The sequence below is a fragment of the Vibrio sp. ZF 223 genome, from assembly GCF_003050585.1.
Taxonomy (GTDB): domain Bacteria; phylum Pseudomonadota; class Gammaproteobacteria; order Enterobacterales; family Vibrionaceae; genus Vibrio; species Vibrio crassostreae.
The window spans coordinates 583352-606683 of sequence record NZ_PIGB01000001.1; the positions used below are offsets into that span (position 1 = coordinate 583352).

Genomic DNA, 23332 nt, shown 5'->3' on the forward strand with positions numbered 1-23332 from the left:
TTCTGGTAGACACATAGCATCACACATGCTTGATAAAGGCTTGGCTTAACTGCTGGAAGAGTGAGTCTACGTTGGGCAGAGGCGTCACATGCTCAGATAAAAGAGTATGAACGTGCGGCTCTACAACGGTTGGATTGCCGCAAATCTGATTGTAAAAGTTCACGGGCGCAACGATGTGTTCTAAGTCGACATCTAACAAGATACACGCTTGCGAAAGTACGACCTGACCGCCACCGCGTTTCAGCAAAACACGCTGAGCCGTTCCCACTATTTTTTGTTTATTGATGTTGAGATTGTAGTCACCATCACAATAAGAACCGGGGGTTGCGTGTACATCCACATCGATGCCCAGTTCTTTAAAAAACAGGGTTAATACATCACATAAATGTCGATACGCTTTTTGGATATTGTAGGCTTCATCGCGAGGCCAATGGTAAATGTGCGATAGGTTAATGATCCCCGGTAGTTGGGGAACGGGAGCGCCACCTGTTTTACGCGAGGTGAGCTGCCAGCCTTGTGCCTCAAGTTGCTTTCTAGATTCTACCGTCACTGGCCACTTTTTACCTGCGGGCAAAACGAGTGTTGGCGTTTTTGCTTGCCATAGCATTAAGGCTTGTCCAATCTCTCCAGCCTGTATTTGCTGCAATAATTCAGCTTCTTTTTCAAACGCACGATCAACATCAATGTGCGGGTAACGTACGAGTTTATTCGTTAACTTCAATGCACTTTTCCTCAACAGATTGTGGTGACTTAGTATTTAACGTTCTGGGATGGTTGATGAGATAAACATATATCTTAAACCCAATGCAGCATAGCACCGATTACCTCTCCATCCTTTTTTCCTTTCGCTATTGAGATGTATTGATTTAGCTAAACCACTTCCACTTTGATGGCTTCAGTCTTACAAGGTTGTCTGATATGGTGGCGGCAGAACTTCAGCAATTGTTTAGATAGTATTGAATATGAAAACACTAACCATACTTGATGGCGGCATGGGCCGAGAACTCAAAGAAATTGGCGCGCCATTTTCTCAACCACTTTGGAGTGCTCAAGCGCTGATTGAAGCACCCGATTTTGTTAGCCAAGCGCATCAAAACTTTGTCGATGCAGGTGCTGAAATCCTGATCACTAATAGTTACGCGTGTGTGCCTTTTCATTTGGGTCAAGAGCTCTTTGAACAACGAGGCTTTGAACTAGCCGCACTTTCTGGCGAACTGGCTAAAGCAGTTGCTGACAATACTTCTCACACCGTGAAAGTTGCTGGTGCGATTCCACCGCCATTTGGCAGCTACCGACCAGACTTGTTTAAGGTCGAAGAAGCCGCGCCAATCATTCAAACGCTTTACGATGCTCAAGACCCAAACATCGATCTTTGGATCGCGGAAACTATCTGCAGCCAGCAAGAGTTCACCTCCATTCATGCGGTACTTAAGCAGTCAAATAAGCCGTGTTACTACGCATTCAGTTTGGAAGACACCAAGGGCGACTCTGCCAACATTCGTTCTGGTGAGAGCGTAACAGATGCCATCAAACTGGCCTGCCAATCTAACGCGACAGGCATTATGTTTAACTGCTCAGTGCCTGAAGTGATGGATCAAGCCATTATCGATGCTAAGAAAGTGATCGACGAGTTAGGCAGTGATTTGGAAATTGGTGTCTACGCCAATAACTTTGCTCCTATCAGCAGCGAACATGAAGCCAATGACATGTTTCAGGAGATGCGAGAGCTGGATGGCCAAGGTTACTTAGCTTACGCAAAACGTTGGCACGCATTGGGTGCCAATATTGTCGGTGGTTGCTGTGGTATTGGGCCAAAACACATTCAAGCCTTAGCCGAGTGGAAACGCTCCATACAGAGCTGATACGGAGCTTCAACTAGAATAGAATTAAATAGAGAACAGGTTGAGAAATCTGTTCTCTATTTGTATGTGGCGTCTCTGAGTACACTGATACAAAACAACGATTTGGAGCAACTGATGAGCGACACGCAACGCAAGATTAAATGGGGTATCGCAGGGCTAGGCAATATCGCCAATCGATTCGCAACCGCAGTCACAGAGCACTGTCTGCATGGTGAACTTTATGCCGTTGCCGCAAGAGATCACTCCCGCGCAGCCACGTTCGCCAATAAGTTTGGTTGCAACAAGGCTTATGGATCTTATGAAGTCATGGCGCAAGACCCGGATATTGAAGCGGTGTACATCGCTACGGTTCACCCATACCACCAGCCACTCGCCGAACTGTTTCTAAAGAATAAAAAAAATGTATTGGTCGAGAAGCCGGCTTTTACCAACCTCAGTGATTGGCTAGAGATGAAAACTCTTGCCGAACAAAACGGTGTGATGCTGCTAGAAGCGATGAAGACCGTGGTGTTCCCTGCTTATCGTGAGCTCACGTCATTCTTAGCCAACAACAAGATTAAGATTGATTCGATAGAAGCCAGCTTTGGTAACCATCACGATTATGAGCCTGATTTGTTTATCTTCAACCCGGACTTAGCAGGCGGGGCAACGCTCGATGTTGGCGTCTACGGACTGTGGTTTTTCTACGATTTGTGCCGCACGCTCGGAGTTACACCTTCCAGCCCTCAAGTAGAGATGTCGAGCCTTTATGAAGGTTCAAATGTCGATACCGATTCATGCTTTCAGTTTTCTGGCGAGATCAACGCCACCATATCAGCATCGACAGTGCACAACCTGCCCCGCTCAGCTCGATTAACTGGACCAGATATCACCATCACGATTCAAGAAAAATGGTGGAACCCGGCCTCCATTGAAGTCGAATATCAGAATGAAACCTTCACCATCGAGCACCCAATTCAAGGCAATGGGTTCGAATATCAAATCGAACACTTCTCACAGCTGGTGCTAGAGGGAAAAACGTACTCTGATATCCTAAGCTCAAATGTAAGTGCTCAGGTACTGGATACCATGGAACAAGCACTCATTGACTCTGGCTATCAACACTTAACTCAACCTCGTCGTTAGGAAAAGCAAATTGGGCAACCTTAAGCGCAAGCTTGAACTGTATGAAAAGATATTTCAGGCTTTTGGGCCTGGAGTATCACACTGTCAGGTCAACCAACTGGCCACACTGCTGCACGTGAGTGAACGTCACGTTCAGACCTTACTCAAAGCGATGACAGCGCAAGGCTGGATTAAGTGGCAAGCTAGCTCAGGCCGCAGCAAGAAAGCACAACTCACGTGTCTGGTTGAGCCCATTGAGGCGTGTTACCAATATGCACAAACCCAAGCTGACGCAGGCAACATAGAACAGGTATTTAGCACCTTAAGCTTCAACGGACGCAATGCTGGCGCTGAGTTGCAAACCTTTCTAAGCAGCACCAATCCGTCGGCGCAGAATATTGCGTACATCCCCTTTCACCGAGAATTAGAGGCTCTTCATCCTCAACGTGTGCTTAGACGCACCGAACGTTTCTTAGTGATGCAGGTTTGCCAACGTCTTACTTCGGTTCAACATGGTAAGCTCTACGGCGATTTAGCTTACCATTGGCAACCTAATCAAGATGCTACGCAATGGCGCTTTCAAATTCGCAATGGTATTCATTTTCATAACGGTCGAACACTCGAACCTCAAGACATAGCACGCAACCTTAACTCGCTCTGCGAAAGCAAAATATGGCGTCGCTGTTATCAGCATATTGATGAGGTCTCTGTCTCGGCAGGTAATGTAGTTGTCGTGAAACTGAATCAACCTGATTGGCATTTACCGCGCTTACTTGCCAGAGCTGAAGCCTCCGTATTTGATCACTCATCACCGACTGATAGGCTGATTGGATCTGGCGCGTTCTCGTTAGACATTTTCTCAAGCAAGATGTTGAGGTTAAACCGCAATAATGCCTATTCACACAGCACACCGATTCTCAATCGAGTTGAGCTTTGGGTTTACCCTGACTGGTCGCAAACTAAGGCATGTGCGCAAAACCAAGTGTGCGTCAAAATGCCAGAGAAAACGGTCGCGGTGAATGGAGCGAGCGATTCAGCTCTACAGAATTTCGGTTCAACCTTCTTCAAGGTTCAAAACCCGAAGTTGTCGAAAACCGCTCGTGAGTTCACCGTTGAAGACACCTCAGAATGCCAAGCACTTTTCGAGCAATTATCAGTATCTGACGATCAAAAAACCAATATCGAATATGGACACTACACAGCGACCAAAGACATCGCGCTGTGCAGCATTATTGATGAAAACGATACCTTCTCCTCATGGTTAAGTTTCTTTACTCGTTTCCCTTTTGAAGACTTATCGCTAGCCGCAAAGATGCTAAATAGGATTGAGCAAGGGATAGCCTCAATTCGACGCGAGCCAAACCTCGACCTGGCAATGAATAAGCTGTTAGAACTTAGACATTGGCTCGATGAAACTGGGATTGTGGTTGAGCTCAAGCAAGAAGCGTTCAACTTAGAGGTTTCTGAAAAGATACACGGTGCGCAAGTGAATGGCTTCGGTTGGTGTGAGCTCGACAAGCTATGGATTAGCCATTTGTAAGCGAATTTCGTAGCTGAACTGTATTTCACAACCTAGCCCAACCAAGCTGCAACCAATCATAATGTTCAGTCACAGCGTAGGTCGAATAGGCTAAGGGTTAGCTCACTAGCGATAACTCAGATTCTTTATAGATACGGTTAGCCACTTTGAATGCCGCTGGAGATAAGAGTGTCTCTTTACATCGAGTCTTAAACTGCTCTGCTTCAATCACCTGCTCTTCCAATAAGTATTTCAGCTCACTTAGGTAGTTAGCTTCAAACACAGCTTGACCAAGTGGTGTGCATTCGTATCGACTAGACTCTTGGTAACCAAGTGCAGTCAACACAGATTCTGGCAGTTCCCAGAACTTAGCAATGGTGTAAGTCAGGCGAATAGAGTAACTGTTCATCAGGCGCTTCAATGCTAACGAGTTTGACGGAACAGAGGGATCTACATGCTTGAAGGCTTCTACCATCATTTGGAAAATAATCATCTTGCCTAAGTTGCGAATCAACCCAACAAAGTACGCCGCTGCCTGATCTTCTTGGGATGAAGAGTCTTTCATCAACTCCTTAGAAAAAGACGCGGTTTGAACACTGTGATTCCAAATTTTCTCACCGAAGTGACGCCAGTAAATATTGTTCCCCGGCGTGAAGTTCTTCATGTAGCTATTCACTACTCCTTCAACAAGCCCTTGAGAACCCATATTTAAGAATGCTGTTTTTAGGTCAGTAACCTGTTTTTCACCACGCTTATAAAAAGCACTGTTAGCCAGTTTAATCACATCGGCAGCCATACTCGGCTCGCGCTCAATCACTCTTAACAATGCATCGATATCAAACTCGTCGCTCTGCAATTCAGCCATTAACGTGGTCACAGAGGCTGGCATCACTGGCAGTTCATTAAGCAAAGCTTTTGGAGAGCGAATCAAACGTTCTATCTGACAAGCGACAAAATCGCTAAATGGATCTGACTCCGTTCGAAGGCGAGACTCTCCAAACAAATAATCAAGGAATTCACCATCGTGCAGGCTAAGTGCCTTATCGACGATTAATGATGATGGCTGAGCGGACGACGGCGGAACAAAAATTGAAGACGAAACAGAATCAGTAGCAACGGTTTGTTGTTGCTCTTGTTGGACAGGCTCTGCAGAGGGTTTGTTTTTTGAATCAACAAAAGGTGAGAATAGTGCCTGCAATACCCTTTTAAACATCAATACGGCTCCTAGATGAATACAACATAGATAGGGATATATAACGGCGGTGATTATCGCACAGGCAACTCATAAACCATACAGTGATAAATGAATCATTAATTTTTCGGCTGTATAGGATATGTTACTTAGCCGTTTGCTAGGCCAAGCCTCCGGTATTCGCCAGAAACAAAAAAGCGAGCAAATAACACTTGCTCGCTCTTCCATCAATCTGAATCCTGAAGCTGACTAAATTAGCGCTCTGCTACTTCTAACACAATCTTGCCCATAAACCTCAGTCAAACAAGGCTCAATCAGAACACGTTCGCCAATACGCTCAGCCGATACTTCGTTACCAACGGTTACGAATCAATAAAATGAGAAATTCCGCACCCAATAGAATGCGGAATTTATAGATATAGATGAGAGACTTACCGTTAAATCTAGAGTCGGCTGCGTATCGTCACCAACACAGATAACGCACCACAAAGCACCAACACCACACCTAAATCTTGAATCATTCCCGCTAAAGCTAGCCCAGAACCAATCAAGGTGTAATACATCAAACCAAACAGTGCACCTGCACTTCCTGCTTGAGATTGGTAGCGCACCAATGCTCGACTCAAAACATTAGGAATCGCAATACCGAATGCCATAACCACCAACATCATCGGAAGCAAGAACCAGATCGTGTGTTGTGAAAAATACACACCCACCGCGCCTAATGTTTGAAGCCCTGCCGCTAAGCCAATCAGAGAGATAGATGACACTTGTCGCTTCAATAACGCTTTATTAACCAAGCTTCCCAACAAGGTTCCGAACCCAAGCACAATGCCGCTGTAGCCAAACTGCTCGACGCTAAATCCAAGTTGAATGAAGGCAAATGAACCCAATTGATAATAAGAAAACAGCGCAATATTGAACGACGCGACAAGCAACGCAGACATCCATATATCGCTATCTTTGACCATGTGAATACTGAGTGACTTTAACTGCAATGGCTGCTTAGACTGTTGCGTTTCAGGCAATGACAATAGGCTATGTGCCAACAGTGCTAACACCATAATAAACAAAGCAATAAACACATATTGATGCCCGCCTGCTTGGCTTAATTGACCACCAAGTAGCAACCCGATGATTGGGCTAATCGACAACCCCATACCCATGTAACCAAATACCTTGGCTAGCTCAGTACCGCTAAAGGCATCTCGAAGCATGGTTTGAGTGACGACAGAGCCAACAGCAAGTCCGAAAGCCCCCATCGCTCTTGCAATCATCAACCACGTAAAACTGTCGGTTTGCATGGCAATAAGTGAAGAACAGGCGAATAACCCCATCCCCAATAACATGGTGGGGCGACGTCCCCATTTATCCGCTAACACGCCCCATACCACCACACCTAGCGCAAATGCAGAGAAGTAAATCGATAGGGTTTGCGCCGCTTGTGTGTAACTGACATCAAAGGATTTCGATATTGAATCCAGAGTCGGGCTATAGATGGTTTCTGCGATTTGAGGGAACATCAGCAATAGCACCATTTGCCATAAAGACGGTTTTATTTTCATCATTTTTCCAAGACCAGTGAACTTGACGCGAAGTCTAGAGGAAACTAACCTTGGCTCGTTAACAACATTAAAACCAAAAACAACAAGATTGGGACAAATGGCATTAATTAGTGAAACCATTGAGTTTGATGCAGACAGCTTACCTGCGCCTGTAATTGGAATTGCCGCAGAGCTAGGTCAGCATGACTCAGGAATACATCACCATGTAAAAGGACAGCTACTGTATGCTCCGCAAGGCTGCATCACCTTGACCTTAGAGAACGCTCTTTGCATTTTACCGCCGACCAAAGCCGTGTGGATCCCGCCCTATACCAAGCACCGAGCGCAGATGACCAATGTGGTTGCCTATCGCTCACTGTATTTCGATAGCAGTGTTTACACCTGCCCAGAGGCCATTGAGATTGTGGAAGTGAATGATCTTTTAAAAGCCCTGATCAATAAGATGGCTTTCTGGGATTGGGACATTGCCCGCGAGCAAACCACCAATACCGCCCGCCTATTCTGGGAAGAGTTTTACAGCGCTAACCAGCACTCGTTTATCTTGCCGCTACCAACAGATCGCCGCTTTAAAAGCTTTTGCAAACGAGTCCGAACCACCTCCTTCCTTGCCCCAGCTCTCTCGACATTAGCGAATTCGGTTGGCGCAAGTACCAAGACGATTACTCGATTATTCAAAGCCGAAACAGGCATGACTTATCAAGAGTGGCGACAACAATGGCGTTTGTTTAAAGCGATTGAACTGCTCTCAGAAAACCGACAAGTCGGCGATGTCGCGCACCAGCTAAAGTTCTCATCCAACAGTGCATTTATCGCTTTTTTCAAACAGCAAACCGGACAAACCCCGTTGGCGTTTACCAAGTTAGGGACGTGATCGTAGTAATCCAAACTCTTAGGTTGTACTTAGTTCAGATAAAAAAAACCAGAACATGAGTTCTGGTTTTTTAATACAGATTCAACTAGTCAATCAACACCAGCGAATCGAGAATCCCTTTTCCACTGTGGATCCCGCCTTCGTTTTCACTAGCGGGTTTACTGCGGATCAAGTAGCCCGCGTAGCCACCGAGCTCTGTTACTGGTTCTCCTTGATAGTAAGCGGTGAACAAACCTACTTCGCTGACTAGATCTGTTACAAATGTTTGTTGTGTGTCGCGCACTGCGATGGTCGGTACGTCACGTTCATGAGGGTACAAGCGCTGCATCAATGCCCACGCGTCGTACTCTTCTGGCTTAAGTTGACTCAGTTGCTGGCTTATATCGTCACCAAAGACACAGTGGCCACCGCCCTCACCTTGGTTTTTCAACACCCACTCTTGCTTATTCGCTTGTGTGTTAAACCACTCAATCGACTCACTGGTGATTGGCTTCATGTCAGCTAAAACACTCTTCACCAATTCGGCTTCTTCTAGAGTTAGACCCCAGCGTGCGTATTCTGATGCAGGCATCATGGTCAGCAGCATTTGCATGGATTTACTGGTCGCTAATTGCTGGCTGATGGTCGCGTTCATTGCGACATGGTGTTGTTCCATAAACAAGCGAGTCTGACTTAGCGTGTGGCAACAAACCGATTCGTTGAGTTCTGGAGCCCAGTAGTCTGAATACTGATAACCCGCTCTTAGGTACACCACATCGACAGCGCCCACATCTTTCAATAACAAGCGTTGATTATCGCCCGATGAAAGCTGGCAACTCAATTGTTCAAAGGTACGACGAACCGTGCGAATGCCCTGTTTTTGCAGCTCAACTTCAAGCAAATGTTGGTCATATACGTTGTCTTCGTTCTTCTGCACCACCATCAAGAAAACCGGTTTATCTTGCTCGTTGAAGTCGGCTTTTACTTGCCTTGCAGCATTAGCGATACCGTAAGCCAACTGGGTTAAACCTTGGTTTTCAGCCGGTGTTGCTGACGGGTCTTCCAACCAATTGTTATAAACGTTTGCCCATTGGTTTTGCATGAACGAGTGGAACTCTGTAGCGCGTTGACCAAACGGGGCCATCCCTGCCGCAATGCCATTAAACTCAATCACTTTTGCACCGTGTCGGCGATCGTCCATAAAATCAGTACGCATCAACAACAAAGGTTGTCGAGCTGGATTCAAGCGCTCATCGGCACTGCCATGAGCCTGTTGATGAAGCTCCATCAAGCGACCAAAAAACGGATCGGCTTTCGTCATATCGCTCAATGATGACTGTAAAAAGTCATGGTCTTCCGAAACATTGTTGATGAGCTTGGTGATAAGCGGTGTCACCCTCAACAGGTGTTCAAATACCTTACGCTCAATACTCATTGGAGCAAGGCTAAAAGGGCAATGTCTCGCGGTATTGTCAGACTGACGAAAAGCGACACCGTGCATAATGGCCCACTCACAAGCATCTTCAATGACTTGTTGCGGAATCGATGGCATTGGATTCATTTAGATATCTCATTCTTGGCGGGCATTTGGCACCCGTAGTAAGATGATGCTCATTCGAAAAAGACGAAATAAATTTTAAAAAAGTTATTTCGCCGTTTTGATCATCGTAGCTCGCAGTTTACAGCTGAGGTTCTTGGGTCTTATTGACGATTAGGTCGCGAAGCCATTTGTGACTTGGTTCAGAGTCAAAATAACGATGCCAAAGCAAAAACAAACCACCGGGAACCAACTCAATGGGAATCGGTTTCATCACCAGTTCGCCACTCTCAATATAGTCACAAACCGAGTTGTACGGATAACACATTAACAAATCGCTTTGCTTGCACAGCTTTACTGCGCTGGTGATGTCCGACACGTTGGCGGCTTTGTTAATTTGAAGCTGTTTGGCTTGCAAGATCTCCAGAAGCAACCAGTCGCCAACGCCACCAGTGACTAACTGAATATGACGGTAGTTAAGGAAGGCTTGCAGGTTCCAATCTTCCTGAAGCACCGGGTGATCATTACGCATCAAACACACAGAGTAATCTTGCAGCAATTCGACATGGTTTAACTCAGCAGGGATATTTTGAATGTGAGTACTCGCTCTTTCATCGAGCTCAAAAATTCCAATCCCAAAATCGACCTCACGCTTTAGTAGGCGCTTAAAGGTTTCGCTACTCCAAGTAGTACTGTTTACCGTAATGTTCGGCGCATCTGCCAACGCGTTAGGCATAAATTTAGGGTAGATCGCGGTATAAGCGGTTTCAACAAGATCGATATTAAAAGTGCGCTCGCTGTCTTTCGGCTCAAAAATGTCCGGCACGGTTAGCTGTTCAACTTGCAAAAGGATCTGATGAATCTTAGGCGCTAAAGAAGTAGCTTTCGGGGTTGGAAACAGACCTTTAGATTCGCGCTCAAATAGCGGGTCATCAAACAAAGTTCGCAGCTTGGTGAGTTGCTTACTCACCGCGGACTGACTAAGGAATAATCGCTCTGCTGTTTTGCTCACACTGCGCTCTTCAAGCAAAACGTGTAAACACAGCAGTAAATTCATATCACATTTGAGTAAGCTCTTAACATCTACCATGATATTCCTTAGATTCAGATTAATGATGACTTTATGTCACTTTAAATCATATCACAAACTTGTTAATTTAAGCCCATGTAACCTATGAGTTAATAACTCAAAAAATAATAGACCTAAGGAATACTCATGAATTTTCTAGCACTCCCTAAGATTGATCTGCACTGCCACCTTGACGGAAGTGTTCGTCCAGACACCATTATTGATTTGGCGAAACAGTACGGAATCGAACTGCCTGAAGATCGCGATGCGGTTGTTCAATCTCTAACTGTGCCAGAAGATTGTAAAAACCTAGATGAGTATTTGTCTTGTTTCAGCCTGCCGCTACAAGTGATGCAGACTGAAGAAGCAATTGAGCGTATCTCTTTTGAGCTTTACGAAGACGCTGCACTAGAAAACGTTAAGTACCTAGAAGTTCGTTTTGCACCGATTCTTCACGTAAACAAGGGCTTGTCTCTTGATGCGATCATCGCAAGTGCGGTGAAAGGCATGAAACGTGCGGAAGAGAAGTACGACATCAAAGGCAACTACATCATGTCTGTACTGCGTATGTTCCCGAAAGATTCAATCAAAGATGTTATCGACGCTGGTAAGCCATACCTTGGTAAAGGTGTAGTTGCGTTTGATATCGCAGGTGGTGAAAAGCCAGGCTTCTGTGCTGAATTCCCTGAATACACGCAATACGCTATCGAGCAAGGCTACCGTGTGACAGTTCACGCTGGTGAGCAATGGCATGGTCAGAACGTTTACGATGCAGTAACACTGCTTGACGCTGAACGTATCGGCCACGGTGTTCACATCCAAGGTAATGAAGACGCATACAACATCGTTAAAGAGAAGCAAGTTGCGCTTGAAACTTGCCCAACAAGTAACGTTCAAACTAAGTGTATTCACAAATTCGGCGACCACCCAATTGCTGAATTCAAAAAAGACGGCATCGTTGTAACGATCAACACAGATAACCGCACTGTGTCGAACACAACCATGACCAACGAAGTGAAACGTGTGTGTGAAACGTTCGGTCTAACAAAAGAAGATTACGCAGAGATCTACAAGTACTCTGTCGAAAGCGCTTTTGCTTCAGACGAGGTAAAACAGCACCTAATGGGTTTCGTTGAGCAAATCTAATTTGCCACCAAAGTAAGTCTTTTGCTGAATAGCTGGGCTCACTTAACGTCAGAGCTTAACGGTACAAAATAGGAAGAGAAAGGCTGAGGCTTTTCTCTTTTTTTATGTCCAAAAATCGCTAATCTTACAGTATTCGTCATTTATACCAATCACAGTAAGTAAGTGATCATAAATAGCGCAGGAAAAAGGCTTAAGAACAAGGCAGAAATTTTCGATAAGTAGTTATTCTACAATCAAAATTTCTAACGCAGTTATTGAGCGTTTTAACCAGCTAGGATGACCAGTTATTTACTACGATTGGTATTAAACCGAGACTCTCGGAAAGTAGGCAAGCATGAGTAATACAAACGATAAAACTGAACTAGAAAAGATGCTATCTGGGCAAGTGTATGATGGTGCAGACCAAGAAATTGATACTATGCGTTCCAATGCCAGAAAAGCGCTAATGGCTTTCAACAACCATCAAGACCCAGACCAGCAACACACATTGCAAGAGCAACTATTTGGGAAGGTCGGGAGTAGCAGCTTAATCCAGCCCCCTTTTCATTGTGAGTTTGGCAAAACCATCGAGATTGGCGACGACACCTTCATTAATATGAACGTAGTAATGCTAGACGGTGCGAGAATCAAAGTCGGCAAAAATGTTTTAATTGGACCAAGCGTTCAATTCTATACGCCATCACACTCCCTTGATTATCGTAGCCGCCGTAAATGGGAAACCTTCTGTTTACCCATAACAATCGAAGATGATGTGTGGGTTGGTGGCAACTCAGTGATCAACCAAGGTGTAACGATTGGCGCTCGCTCGGTTATCGCAGCGAACTCAGTAGTCAACAATGATGTACCACCAGATTGCCTATACGGTGGTACGCCGGCAAAATTGATTAGATATTTGAATACTGAACAGCCAACTGACGACAGCAAGTAAACGCGAACTAAAAGTAAATGACAAAAGAGGTGATATTTTTAATTAAACATCACCTCTTTTTTGATTAGTTTACCGTGTCTCTTCTATCGAATGGGCTTCGTTCCATGGCTTTTTCATACTCACTTTTCGGGCCACTCAAATACGTAGTTTTGACGAATTTTTCCCAATCATAAAACAGCGATTCTATTGGCTGATCGGTAAGCTGTGAGGGGTCACCATTGCTCTTAATAAGATCAACAAACGCCCCTTCTCCCCATGAACGTTCAATAAACTCACCGACCGTATACCCAAGCTCATAAACCGCCGAGCTACTGTTCGGCTTATTGTATAAGTCCTGAACAAGCCCATCAAAGCGGCCTTTGATGGCGCTCCTGTTATTCATGTGGAACCAATAATCTTCAGATTTATAGATGGCTACGGCTTCCCACAACCAACGAGGGTTGTTCGCGAAATTGGGGTTGATTTGAAGTGTCAGTAAATGCACAAATTCATGCAATGCCGTTCGTTGGATTTCACCACCAAAATAAAGCAGCCTGATTTCATTACTTTTAGGCTCGATGTAGCCTGTAGAAAACGCATATCGCTGTCCAATGCTACGCTCTTGCTCATCTAAGTACGCCTTTTGGCTTTGCCATACTCTCACCGTTATGACCGGTATTGAGTCCAGGCCGAAGCTCTTCATCAAAGGCGCCTGTTTAAGTAATAGCTCGTTATAAATACTGGGAATTATCGCAGGTGAAGTTCCATCATAAAGGACAAACTTGAACTGTCCTTTATCTGATTCATAGCAACTATCACATGCTTGCTCACCGCGAATTTGAAGCACGAAAGCCACGACTAAAACCAGCACCGACATAGTCAAAAACAAGAATGTAACGATAGACTTAGGTGGGTATCTTTTCATTTTCTACATCCTCAAATTTAACTCATTCGCCAAGGTGTCAATCTATTAAATTAACGCCAAGCGCCTGCAAGCTGTTTTCACACTGAGCGGCATCGGTAAACTGAATACCAGCTATGCCTACAGCCTTTGCCCCTTCAACGTTATAGGGCATATCATCGATGAAGACGGTTTCTGAAGCTTCAAGCCCATTATTAGATAACAGCGCTTGGTAGATTTCAGGTTGTGGCTTAAGCATGCCCAATTCAGCAGATACTGCCGCACCATCAAACAACGCCCAAAACTGATAGGTATTTTTTAAATATTCAACAATCTCGACCACATTGTCAGTAAGCGCGTACACATCATAGCCCGATCGCTTTACTCGCTCGATGAGTTCAACTGAACCGTGCAGTAAGATCTGCGTTTGCTTAACGTAATAGAACAGGCGATCGCACTCTAACGGGGACAAGTCGAGTTCTTGTTGATAACGAAGCTTGGCCTCACTTTCGGTCAAGAATCCTTTGTTCAAATCCAACCAAATCGTACTTTGAAAAATAGAACGAGCTCGAGACTCCAATTCTTCAGTATCACCAAAAGTAAGCCGGGCAATTTCCAGAGGTGCCCAACGCACAATGACATTGCCTACATCAAACACCACATTTTTGATTTCATTAGAACTCATACACACTCCCGTTATCACCATGTCATTGATGGAAAAGCGACACAAAGTGCCGCACATCAAGATTCATAGCGAACGTTTATAAATTAAAATCCTTGGGTAGAATATACAATCAATAGAGTACAAAAAAGGCCATCATTACGACGGCCTTCTCAATATCAATAAACTAAGAAATAACTAACACAAATCGGCTTCTGAAGAGAATATGGTTGGTGCTTTAGAAGCGCTATACACCTATACCTTTATTGATCTTTTTCCATTGAAGTGGTGTTATTCCGTTCGCTCGCTTAAACGCTCTTTTAATTGTGAGGCATCTGCGTATCCCAAGTGAAGCGCAATATCTGAGATCGAATAGTCTTGAATAGTCATAACGCGCTTAGCGAACTTAAAAGACAGGGCCATCTAAAAGCACTCACCAACTTAAGACATGAAAACTTAGCCATGTAGCTCGCAACTCAGAAATCTCAAGCACTCGAAGTACGTCCTATTGGATGTGCTTTTTTCCTGCCTGCTTACAGGTGATCTTATTCTTCCTCCTATCAAGCCAAGAGAGAGCAAGGTGAGATACCAAGTAAATTAAAGATCGAGTAATAAATAGGACAAATATATAGGAAGTTTAAGAAATAACTATATAATATGATTACGCTTCAATAATTACACTCCCCATTTAACTAACCTCCTTACTCCTTATAACAATATTTTCACTGGTCACCTCCTCAATAAAATACCAGTCAATCACGAATACTTTGTGATATCAATCTAGACTAAATTCCCAAGTACAACTTATTGATACTGCCCACCCAACAAATTAATCTCTCGTAAGAAAATTTTTACTAAAAACCACCATTAACTTAATTTTACGCATCAAAACAATTATACTCCCCACATATTGATAATGAGTTAAACGTTAGTAACATTGAGTAAAACTTGTTCAATAAACAACAAGTAAAATTCTCAAATTTGCAAAACTCAACTCATAGTTAATATTGAAAATATTTGGAACCAAAATCACAAGAGTAGGATTCTCTTGAATTTATTATCAAGGATACTGACGAAAATAGAACAGGCATTGTTAGATGAATAATTCTGCAACGTATTTACTTGCTGCTTTACGAGAAAAAATCAAAGAGAAAGGGATTTGTTATTCCGATCTCTCTGCCGGGATGGGAATTCCTCTCTCAACCATTAAAAGACAACTACACAACACGTCTTTAGGGCTGGATAAAATACTCTCGTACGCAACTCATTTAGATACTGACTTAGTAGAATTATCTATTCGAGGCAAACAGTTACAGCAAGAGAACGAACAGTTTATTACGGATATAAATAGTGAAATATTCCATCAATATCCGTACTTGTTTGATTTTCTGTATCTATTACGACGCAAAGAATGGTCACCTCAAGATATTGCCAATAAATACCAACTGAGCCATACGTCAGTCGCCATATATTTTCGCGCATTAGAAATGATGGATTATGTTGAATTGAAAGGTAATGACCAATACCGATTCAAAGATCAAGGCCGTTTTATTTTTGAAGAAGGATCTAAGCTTGATACGTTGTTTGCTAAGCGCTTTAGAGATGAAGTATTCAGCCATGACGTGCGCCCTCCGATCTGTATAGGACGCATTGCTATTACTGAAGAACAAGAAGAAAAGCTGGCTAACGAAGTGTACAACAAACTGATTGAATTTGATGTACAAAACAAGAATGGAGAAGGCAGTGAACGACTCAGAAATGTGTTAATGACCTACACTCCAGGCAATCAGATATTTCTTTCTGATACGATCCCAAATATTGACGGTGAATTATTAAAATCCATATCGATGGCAAACGAATAATGATTAACACGCACTAATAATAATTTATATTTGATTGATAAGGAATCTAGTCGTAATCCATCAAGGCACAATATTATTAAATAATTAATAACTTGTTATTTAAACAAGTTGAATAAAGAAAGAATAGACGCAAATAGCGCTCTTTTCTCATACCAATAAGTGAAATAAATAAGGTTGAATCTTCTTCACGAAACTCGGCAGGGCATGTCTCGACCTTTTTTCGCCTGATCAGATTCAAAAATCAATAAAGAAGGATATAACATGCAGTTTAAAACGTCTTTATGTGCGATTGCTGTCGGGGTTGCTCTAACACTAAGCGGGTGCAACAGTAGTGATAATAGCTCGAATGTGGATGCTCCACTTAAAGCAACCGAATTCCACAACACCATCGATCGTGCAGGTGTACCTGTGGCATTGCGTGATTTACACGGCGGCCACCTGCGCTACATTCCAATGTTCGATAACGGCTCATGGCATGGCCACACGTTAGACACCAAAGGTGGTGAAATCACACTAGGTGGTACAGCGCTATTGACCGAAGAATACGTATCATTCATGGCTGCACGTTTCGACCGTTTGACTCTGGCTGTCGACGGCCAGCCAATGCCGCTAGAATTGACAAACGCATACTCACAACCAGGTGCGTTGATTCAAACGTATACAGGCGAGAACGGTATCGAAGCCGAGCTAGAAATGCGTTTTGTGACTAATCGTACTTCTCTTGCAAAAACCACCATCAAAAACCCCAATAAGCTAGATATTCAAGGTGAATGGGATGGTGAGTTGATGCAAAACTATCGTGCGGATGATGGCACGGCATACAAGAATGAAGACAGCACAGTCCGTAGTGTTGAAGAAGCTTACCCAACTTACTCCCGTGAAATTACAGCGACAGACAGTGGTGTAGAAGTCTCTTTTGGCGCAGTTCGTGATTCATGGTCATTGTTGACATCTGGCGATTCAAAGTTCGAAGTGACGCGTTCTATCAAACCAGAAACTTCTACCATCAATGATGACAAGAAAGGTTTCGTGCAAACGGCCTCTCTAGGTGATAGCGAAGAGATCACGTTATACACGGCTTACACTCACGTTCAAAACACCAAAGAACAAGCGTCTGAGTTTGCAAAACTAGATAAAGTAATGGCCGATCCAAAAGGTTACATGCACGATTCAGCAATGCGTTGGGAAGAGTACCTAGAAAACGGTCTCACCAACGATGCGGCTTCAAAAGAGCATGAGTTCGTTGCAGTAAAAGCAATGGAAACATTGAACGCGAACTGGCGTGGAGCTGCGGGTGCGATTGACCACGACACGGTAACCCCTTCCGTTACGGCTCCTTACTTCTCAGGCAACATGACATGGCCGTGGGATACATGGAAGCAAGCTTACGCAATGTCACACTTCAACCCAGATGTAGCGATGGAAAACATTCGTACTGTATTCCAATACCAAGTGCAGTCTGATGATCCAGTGCGTCCTTGGGATGAAGGTTACCTGCTTGATGTTGTGACTTACAACCTGCCAGCAGAACGCTGGGAAGGCATGTCTACTGAATACAAAAAAGTGTTCCCTCAAGCGACAGATGGCTTGAACTGGAACGAGCGTAATACTAAGCCATCACTGGCAGCATGGGCGGTATGGGAAGTGTATACCGCACTGAAAGATGAGCATAACCGTCCAGAAGAAGCGCAAAAATGGCTAGAAGAAATGTATCCGAAGCTAGTGGCGTTCCACGATTGGTGGTTACGTGCTCGTGATACCAACAAGAACGGAATTCCGGAATATGGCGCAGCGAAAGATCCAATTCACACGGTTTTCGCAGGTGACGTGAATGACGGTTCTTGGGGATCAGATGCGTCTGTGGACGACATGAAATTCCAATATAAAGACGAGGCAAATGGCGATACGTGGCTCAAAGAAACGAGTATCGAGAAGTACAACGAATTGCTGACTTCTGGTGATTACACGGCGATGAGTATCCCTGCAAAAGTCGCAGCGGGTTGGGAGTCGGGTCGTGATAACGCGGGCGTGTTCGGCTTTATTGACACTATCGATAACCTACAAGGATTATCTGAACAACCGACACAAGAAAAAGCGGAAGAGATAGACCAAATGGGTCGCTACGCGCACGACACCAATGGCTTTGACAACACGTACAATATTGCGATGGGCGCAGACGGTTCAGTGGTGACCTACCTTGATAATTCGCTTGAGAACATGAACAAATTGGCTCAAGCGAAGAAAGATTGGGAAGTGAAGTTCAACGAGAACACTGACGATTCAAGCAACCTCTCAGGTTACTCATTGATGCAAGAGTCGGTAGACCAAGCATCTTACTGGTACTCAGATAACCTATACCTATCGCAAATCGCCGACGTACTGGGTAAAGCAGACAAAGCGGCCGAGTTTGCAGAAAAAGCAGCGGACACCAAAGAGTACATCAACCGTTGTATGTACGATGAGTCAACAGGCTTCTACTACGATATCGAAGTGGTACCAAATGGACTTCCTAACCAATGTGCAGGTCCGGTACTAGTGAAGCGAGGCATGGGCCCTGAAGGTTGGTCACCACTATTCAACAACGCCGCGACGCAAGAACACGCGGACAAAGTCGTGGAGAACATGCTGAATACCAGCAAGTTTAACTCACCTAAGATTCCGCTAGGTACGGCATCAATGGACAACCCGGCTTACGGCCCAGACATTTACTGGCGTGGTCGCGTGTGGCTAGATCAGTTCTACTTTGGTGTGCGCGGTATGGACAACTATGGCTACGGTGTAGAAGCGCGTCAAATGGTCGACAAGCTATTCCAAAATGCACAAGGCCTAACAGAATCTACCCCGATTCAGGAAAACTACAACCCAGAAACGGGCGAGGTTCAGGGCGCGAATAACTTCTCTTGGAGTGCAGCGCACCTTTACATGTTGTACAACGGTTTCGTGGGTAAATAGCAGCCACACTCATTAGATATTAGGCGTTGCGGATGACCCCCCTAGCATCTGCAACCGCTTAAACCTCTTCAAATCAGGTTAGATTCAAAAGTCACAGTAAATGCTGTGGCTTTTTTATTATTTGCTTGCATGTAACCTCGCCTTCACGCTTATCTAATCAAGAAAGAGAATAAAGTCACACCCCCCAGAAGTAACCCTCTAATTCGCCCTCCAAAACACCCTATTTCCCATCATCTAATTGGCCTTCTATGTTAGAATTACCGGCTAGCTCGGAATGCGCTGAGTATCTGATTTAGTTAACTATAATTTAATCACCATGAGTGCTTTTTTAAGTTTTTAGAATGAAAAAATATGAATTAGTTGTTCAAGATATTGTGAGCAAAATTTGCCAAAACAGTATCAGCCATAAGCTTCCTGCTGAAAGAGAACTATCTGAAATATATGGATTATCTCGTTTCACGATTCGCAAAGCACTAGCCAAGCTAGAGGCTATTGGCATGGTGAAATCTAAGGTGGGTTCTGGTTACTTCGTCAACACTTCTCTGATTGGTACACCACTGGTGTACAACTCCATTACTGAAAACAGTTTTGAAGAGATCTCTTATAAAAAGCTCCAGCTGAATAAAGCGCTACCCGATAACCACGAACAGCAGATTTTTTCTTTAGACAACAATGACTACATTTGGAAAATTAGACGGCTTCGATTGATTAACAACAAAGTAGTTCAAATAGAAGAAGCCAAGATCCCTGTTAACGTCTTCCCAGAAATGAATGCCGAGATCATTGAAAGCTCAATCCAGAAACATGCATTGGCGAAAGGCCTTCAGATCGATAGCTACTTAACAACGTATCAAGCGATCAATGTTTCTAAAGAAGATGCGGAGTTGCTCGGCTGCAAAAAAAATGCGGCAGTCATGAATATCACCAACCGAGGTTTCTTAGCATCGGGGGAACTGTTCATCGTCAGTGATATTATCGACATCAACTACCAATGCACCTACCACACGCCTTTTAACAGTGAGAGCATGAGCTTCCGAGATAAGAAGTAACCTTTAAATTCGATTTAATATGGTTAATTTTTATATATAAGTTAATTACGCTATAGATTAGCCACTAATACTATTTCACATCTAGTATCATTAATTTAGTGATACTAGAAATATAATTTTTGATAATACGTAATATCTGGTAAATATATTAAATAAGAAAATGGTCGCTTATAGCGACCATTTGATATTAAAAATACGAGTTAAGGGGTATGAATCGCGCCATCAGGAAGGCGACTTTGAGTCCACTCATGGGGGCGATACATAACAGGGAACTCTGCTGCAACTTCTCGGTCGATTTCAACACCAATACCTGCGATTTCTGAAGCGTATAAGTAGCCATTAATTGGCTCTGCAGCGTTCGGGAATACCTTGTGCGTGTTCTCGTTGTACTCGACGTGTTCTTGAATGGCCGCATTGTGTAAATGCACATTCAAATGCGTGTTTACCGCTGCACCAATTGGCGTCATATCTGGTGGGCAATGCCATGCAATACGAACACCGAAGTTCTGACATAGATGACCTAGTTTCAGAGCTGGCGTAATACCACCGATTTGTGAAACATGACAACGGATGAAGTCGATTCGACGATTCGCGATTAGAGACTTCCACTCTTCAGGGTTATTAAATAACTCCCCTAAACCTAATGAAACTGAGCTTTGGCTACGAATATTATCCAACCATTCCGTTTGATTTGGCGGCAGAATATCTTCAATGAAGTAAGGCTTATATTGCTCGACTTCTTTGGCAAATTGTATCGCTTGGTTCGGGAATAGGCGCTCATGAACATCATGAAGAATATGGAATTGGTTACCATATTTCTCTCTAAGCGACTTAAACATCGTTAGTGTATTGTCCATGTACTGATCTTGGTCGTAATACGAACCTTCAGTCGGGTTTTGAGTGGTATGCAAATCGGTTGGAACGCCGCCATAGAAACCAAGCTGACAACGAATGTGCTTGTAGCCTTTATCTAGGAAAGATTCCACCAACTCATAAATACCTTCCATTGTGTCGCTAGTTGCGTGTGTGTATACAGGAATAGCATCACGAGACTTACCACCAAATAATTGATGTAATGGCATACTCGCTAATTTGGCTTTAATATCCCACAGTGCCATATCAACACCGGAAATTGCATTATTGATAACAGGGCCATTTCGCCAATAAGCGTTGACCATCATCATTTGCCATAAGTCTTCAATATTATTGGCGTTTTTACCAATAAGAATAGGTTTTAAATATTCATCGACCATTGTTTTTACAGCAAGCGGTCTTTGTTGGAATGTCGCACAACCAAACCCAGTCACGCCTTCATTCGTTTCAACTACCACGGTAATGAGATTGTGTCTGTCTGGTTTAGTAATAATACAATGGATATCAGATATAATAGTTTCTTTCACAATTAAATAACCTAAACTTAAGTCAACTCCTATTATCTAACCGCTTTAAAAACCACATTTCAAGCGCTAATTTTCGGTAAAAATAATTGGTACGTTAAGTGTTTTTTTTTGATTAACAAAACATACCAATTGGCCAAAAATGGTGAAAAAATAATTATTCGAATTTCAAGTGTGATTGAGATCTCTTTTTACTGCGTTGGAATTAAATTGGTTGTCGTTATGATTACTCGAGTTAAATATATTCCAATAACAGGTGTAGTATGCAAATGGTAGAAAAGAGTGATGCCGCTGTTAATAACTCGAAGTCATCATCGAAGAAGAAAAATTTCAAAGAAAATATACAGTTATTAGTCACTGCACTTGGTGGTGAAGACAATATCGTGAGTATCACACACTGTATGACAAGGCTGCGATTCAAATTGGCAGACGAGTCTCTGGTAGACGAAGAAGCGATCAAGCAGATCGCTGACGTGAAAGGTGTGGTACTTCAACAAGGTCAAACTCAAGTGATCATCGGTGTTGAAGTAGAGAAGTGGTTTAACGCGCTATCAAACACTCAACAAGCTGACGCTAATCCAGCTGATGAGCTAGAGAAAGGCAAACTGTTCCAAGGCGTGATGCGTATTGTCGCGGGTATCTTCGGCCCTGTAGTCCCAGCTATTGCCGGTGCAGGTATGTTGATGGGCTTACTTTCTGGCCTTATCGCAACCAATGTTATCTCTGAAACCTCAGACACGGTTTATTTCTTCCGCTCTATCTCTGTTGCTGTGTTCTTCTTCTTACCTATGCTGGTCTCTTTCTCTGCAGCCAAAGTATTCAAGGTAAACGAGTACATCGCGCTTGCTGTTTCCTCTGCAATGTTAGCCCCCAAGCTAGTAGATAAAGCGGTGATGCTAAAAGACGCTGGCGCTGCACCTGAGCTGACGGTTCTAGGCGTAGTACCGATTGAACTGCTTAACTACGGCGGCGCTATCGTACCGGCTATTCTCGCTATCTGGTTACTGTCAAAAGTGACTCCGTTAGTTGACCGACTGGTACCCTCTTCAGCAAAACCAGTATTTACACCATTGCTTGCCTTTACGGTGACTTCAACCATCACGCTATCATTTGTTGGCCCTGCGGGCATCTGGCTAAGTAATGGCGCGGGTTGGGTAATGAGTTCACTACTGGAAATCTCTCCGACATTAACAGGCTTTGTGTTTGGTCTGACTCGCCCGATTACCATCGTATTTGGTATTCACCACAGCATGACACCAATCAGCCTCAACAACTTTGCACTGTATGGTAAGGATTTACTTATGCCAATCATGTGTTTAGGTAACATGGCAATTGCTGGCGCGACAATGGCTATCTGGCATAAGCAACGTAAAACGGTATCTAAAGAGCAATCTTCAATTACGATGGGCTCAAGTGTTACCGCGATCTTAGGCATCACGGAGCCGGCTCTATTTGGTGTCCTAACGAAATACACCAAAGCGATGATGACCGCGAGTTTGGCTGCAGGTGTGTTCGGTGCTATCTCGGTAACAATCGATACCCATTTAACCAGCTACATTCTTTCTTCTGTATTCAGCTTACCGGCTTACCTTGCAGGCGGTACGCAAAACTTCATTCAAGCACTAATGGGCGTGGTTGGTGTGTTCGCACTGTCTTATGTTCTAACGCTGTTGTTCGTGAAACTAGACAACAAGTAAGACCTCCTCTCAAGCTATTGGGAAAAGAATCAACGTGGCTACTTTCCTTGTAGCCACGTTCC

General features: G+C 43.8%; 18 protein-coding genes and 1 pseudogene. 10 read left to right on the forward strand and 9 right to left on the reverse strand.

Translation table 11 applies throughout. From position 1 onward, the window contains the following. Nucleotides 1–19 precede the first annotated feature (19 nt). Entirely contained in the window at nt 20–721 is a 702-nt protein-coding gene (locus tag CWO13_RS02485; RefSeq protein ID WP_102432575.1) for a lipoate--protein ligase family protein, read from the reverse strand. 241 nt (nt 722–962) lie between these two features. Between CWO13_RS02485 and CWO13_RS02490 the strand changes: the two genes are divergently transcribed. The 3 genes from CWO13_RS02490 (at nt 963) to CWO13_RS02500 (ending at nt 4506) form a co-directional block, all read left to right on the forward strand. Next, complete coding sequence (locus tag CWO13_RS02490) at nt 963–1862, forward strand: homocysteine S-methyltransferase family protein (protein WP_108082480.1); 900 nt, start codon at nt 963–965, stop codon at nt 1860–1862. A 114-nt stretch (nt 1863–1976) separates the two neighbouring features. Beyond that, the gene (locus tag CWO13_RS02495; protein ID WP_108082481.1) at nt 1977–2987 is read left to right on the forward strand and encodes a Gfo/Idh/MocA family protein; all 1011 of its coding nucleotides are present in this window, start codon (nt 1977–1979) and stop codon (nt 2985–2987) included. A gap of 10 nt (nt 2988–2997) precedes the next feature. After that, on the forward strand, nt 2998–4506 hold the full coding sequence (locus CWO13_RS02500) for an SgrR family transcriptional regulator (protein ID WP_108082482.1): 1509 nt from the start codon (nt 2998–3000) through the stop codon (nt 4504–4506). A 97-nt stretch (nt 4507–4603) separates the two neighbouring features. On the opposite strand, the gene CWO13_RS02505 is transcribed toward CWO13_RS02500, so the two are convergent. After that, entirely contained in the window at nt 4604–5698 is a 1095-nt protein-coding gene (locus tag CWO13_RS02505; RefSeq protein ID WP_108082483.1) for an HDOD domain-containing protein, read from the reverse strand. Nucleotides 5699–6120: 422 nt separating this feature from the next. Then, on the reverse strand, nt 6121–7242 hold the full coding sequence (locus tag CWO13_RS02510; RefSeq protein ID WP_108082484.1) for a multidrug effflux MFS transporter: 1122 nt from the start codon (nt 7240–7242) through the stop codon (nt 6121–6123). Nucleotides 7243–7339: 97 nt separating this feature from the next. On the opposite strand from CWO13_RS02510, the gene CWO13_RS02515 reads away from it, so the two are divergent. Then, nucleotides 7340–8113 (forward strand): AraC family transcriptional regulator, encoded by a 774-nt coding sequence (locus CWO13_RS02515; RefSeq protein ID WP_108082485.1) that lies wholly within the window; start codon nt 7340–7342, stop codon nt 8111–8113. A gap of 85 nt (nt 8114–8198) precedes the next feature. On the opposite strand, the gene CWO13_RS02520 is transcribed toward CWO13_RS02515, so the two are convergent. Next, nucleotides 8199–9653: a glutathione synthase gene (locus tag CWO13_RS02520; RefSeq protein WP_102432568.1), complete on the reverse strand. Its 1455-nt coding sequence runs from the start codon at nt 9651–9653 to the stop codon at nt 8199–8201. A gap of 118 nt (nt 9654–9771) precedes the next feature. Continuing rightward, nucleotides 9772–10719 carry a LysR family transcriptional regulator gene (locus tag CWO13_RS02525; protein WP_102432567.1) on the reverse strand — a complete coding sequence of 316 codons (948 nt, stop codon included), beginning with the start codon at nt 10717–10719 and terminating at the stop codon, nt 9772–9774. 126 nt (nt 10720–10845) lie between these two features. Here CWO13_RS02525 and add point away from each other — a divergent pair, with 126 nt between their 5' ends. Beyond that, nucleotides 10846–11844: an adenosine deaminase gene (gene add, locus CWO13_RS02530; RefSeq protein ID WP_108082486.1), complete on the forward strand. Its 999-nt coding sequence runs from the start codon at nt 10846–10848 to the stop codon at nt 11842–11844. Between the two features lie 334 nt (nt 11845–12178). Next, complete coding sequence (locus CWO13_RS02535) at nt 12179–12772, forward strand: sugar O-acetyltransferase (RefSeq protein WP_048609964.1); 594 nt, start codon at nt 12179–12181, stop codon at nt 12770–12772. Between the two features lie 64 nt (nt 12773–12836). On the opposite strand, the gene CWO13_RS02540 is transcribed toward CWO13_RS02535, so the two are convergent. The 3 genes and pseudogenes from CWO13_RS02540 to CWO13_RS23600 form a co-directional block, all read right to left on the reverse strand. Next, a complete protein-coding gene (locus CWO13_RS02540) occupies nt 12837–13676 on the reverse strand; it encodes a hypothetical protein (RefSeq protein ID WP_102432565.1) in 840 nt (279 codons plus the stop codon). Between the two features lie 37 nt (nt 13677–13713). Then, a complete protein-coding gene (locus CWO13_RS02545; protein ID WP_102479722.1) occupies nt 13714–14337 on the reverse strand; it encodes an HAD family hydrolase in 624 nt (207 codons plus the stop codon). A gap of 223 nt (nt 14338–14560) precedes the next feature. Then, nucleotides 14561–14730, reverse strand: a pseudogene (locus CWO13_RS23600) (helix-turn-helix domain-containing protein); the annotation flags it as partial. Nucleotides 14731–15410: 680 nt separating this feature from the next. Between CWO13_RS23600 and CWO13_RS02555 the strand changes: the two are divergent. The 3 genes from CWO13_RS02555 (at nt 15411) to CWO13_RS02565 (ending at nt 20176) form a co-directional block, all read left to right on the forward strand. After that, nucleotides 15411–16175, forward strand: a complete 765-nt coding sequence (locus tag CWO13_RS02555) for a transcriptional regulator (RefSeq protein WP_108082487.1) — start codon at nt 15411–15413, stop codon at nt 16173–16175. Nucleotides 16176–16436: 261 nt separating this feature from the next. After that, nucleotides 16437–19127, forward strand: coding sequence for an alpha-glucosidase (ygjK, locus tag CWO13_RS02560; RefSeq protein WP_108082488.1), 2691 nt, complete (start codon nt 16437–16439; stop codon nt 19125–19127). 341 nt (nt 19128–19468) lie between these two features. Next, nucleotides 19469–20176, forward strand: a complete 708-nt coding sequence (locus tag CWO13_RS02565) for a GntR family transcriptional regulator (protein WP_102480509.1) — start codon at nt 19469–19471, stop codon at nt 20174–20176. Nucleotides 20177–20376: 200 nt separating this feature from the next. On the opposite strand, the gene CWO13_RS02570 is transcribed toward CWO13_RS02565, so the two are convergent. Continuing rightward, entirely contained in the window at nt 20377–21576 is a 1200-nt protein-coding gene (locus CWO13_RS02570) for an enolase C-terminal domain-like protein (RefSeq protein WP_108082489.1), read from the reverse strand. Between the two features lie 260 nt (nt 21577–21836). Here CWO13_RS02570 and CWO13_RS02575 point away from each other — a divergent pair, with 260 nt between their 5' ends. Continuing rightward, entirely contained in the window at nt 21837–23270 is a 1434-nt protein-coding gene (locus CWO13_RS02575; protein ID WP_108082490.1) for a PTS transporter subunit EIIC, read from the forward strand. Nucleotides 23271–23332: the final 62 nt, after the last annotated feature.

Excerpts from the sequence above, each read along its gene's own strand:
- CWO13_RS02495 (WP_108082481.1), top strand. The coding sequence starts at position 1,977 with ATGAGCGACACGCAACGCAAGATTAAATGGGGTATCGCAGGGCTAGGC.
- CWO13_RS02505 (WP_108082483.1), bottom strand. The coding sequence starts at position 5,698 with ATGTTTAAAAGGGTATTGCAGGCACTATTCTCACCTTTTGTTGATTCA.
- CWO13_RS02525 (WP_102432567.1), bottom strand. The coding sequence starts at position 10,719 with ATGGTAGATGTTAAGAGCTTACTCAAATGTGATATGAATTTACTGCTG.
- CWO13_RS02540 (WP_102432565.1), bottom strand. The coding sequence starts at position 13,676 with ATGAAAAGATACCCACCTAAGTCTATCGTTACATTCTTGTTTTTGACT.
- CWO13_RS02545 (WP_102479722.1), bottom strand. The coding sequence starts at position 14,337 with ATGAGTTCTAATGAAATCAAAAATGTGGTGTTTGATGTAGGCAATGTC.
- CWO13_RS02535 (WP_048609964.1), top strand. The coding sequence starts at position 12,179 with ATGAGTAATACAAACGATAAAACTGAACTAGAAAAGATGCTATCTGGG.
- CWO13_RS02490 (WP_108082480.1), top strand. The coding sequence starts at position 963 with ATGAAAACACTAACCATACTTGATGGCGGCATGGGCCGAGAACTCAAA.
- CWO13_RS02515 (WP_108082485.1), top strand. The coding sequence starts at position 7,340 with ATGGCATTAATTAGTGAAACCATTGAGTTTGATGCAGACAGCTTACCT.
- add (WP_108082486.1), top strand. The coding sequence starts at position 10,846 with ATGAATTTTCTAGCACTCCCTAAGATTGATCTGCACTGCCACCTTGAC.
- CWO13_RS02510 (WP_108082484.1), bottom strand. The coding sequence starts at position 7,242 with ATGAAAATAAAACCGTCTTTATGGCAAATGGTGCTATTGCTGATGTTC.
- ygjK (WP_108082488.1), top strand. The coding sequence starts at position 16,437 with ATGCAGTTTAAAACGTCTTTATGTGCGATTGCTGTCGGGGTTGCTCTA.
- CWO13_RS02575 (WP_108082490.1), top strand. The coding sequence starts at position 21,837 with ATGCAAATGGTAGAAAAGAGTGATGCCGCTGTTAATAACTCGAAGTCA.
- CWO13_RS02555 (WP_108082487.1), top strand. The coding sequence starts at position 15,411 with ATGAATAATTCTGCAACGTATTTACTTGCTGCTTTACGAGAAAAAATC.
- CWO13_RS02520 (WP_102432568.1), bottom strand. The coding sequence starts at position 9,653 with ATGAATCCAATGCCATCGATTCCGCAACAAGTCATTGAAGATGCTTGT.
- CWO13_RS02565 (WP_102480509.1), top strand. The coding sequence starts at position 19,469 with ATGAAAAAATATGAATTAGTTGTTCAAGATATTGTGAGCAAAATTTGC.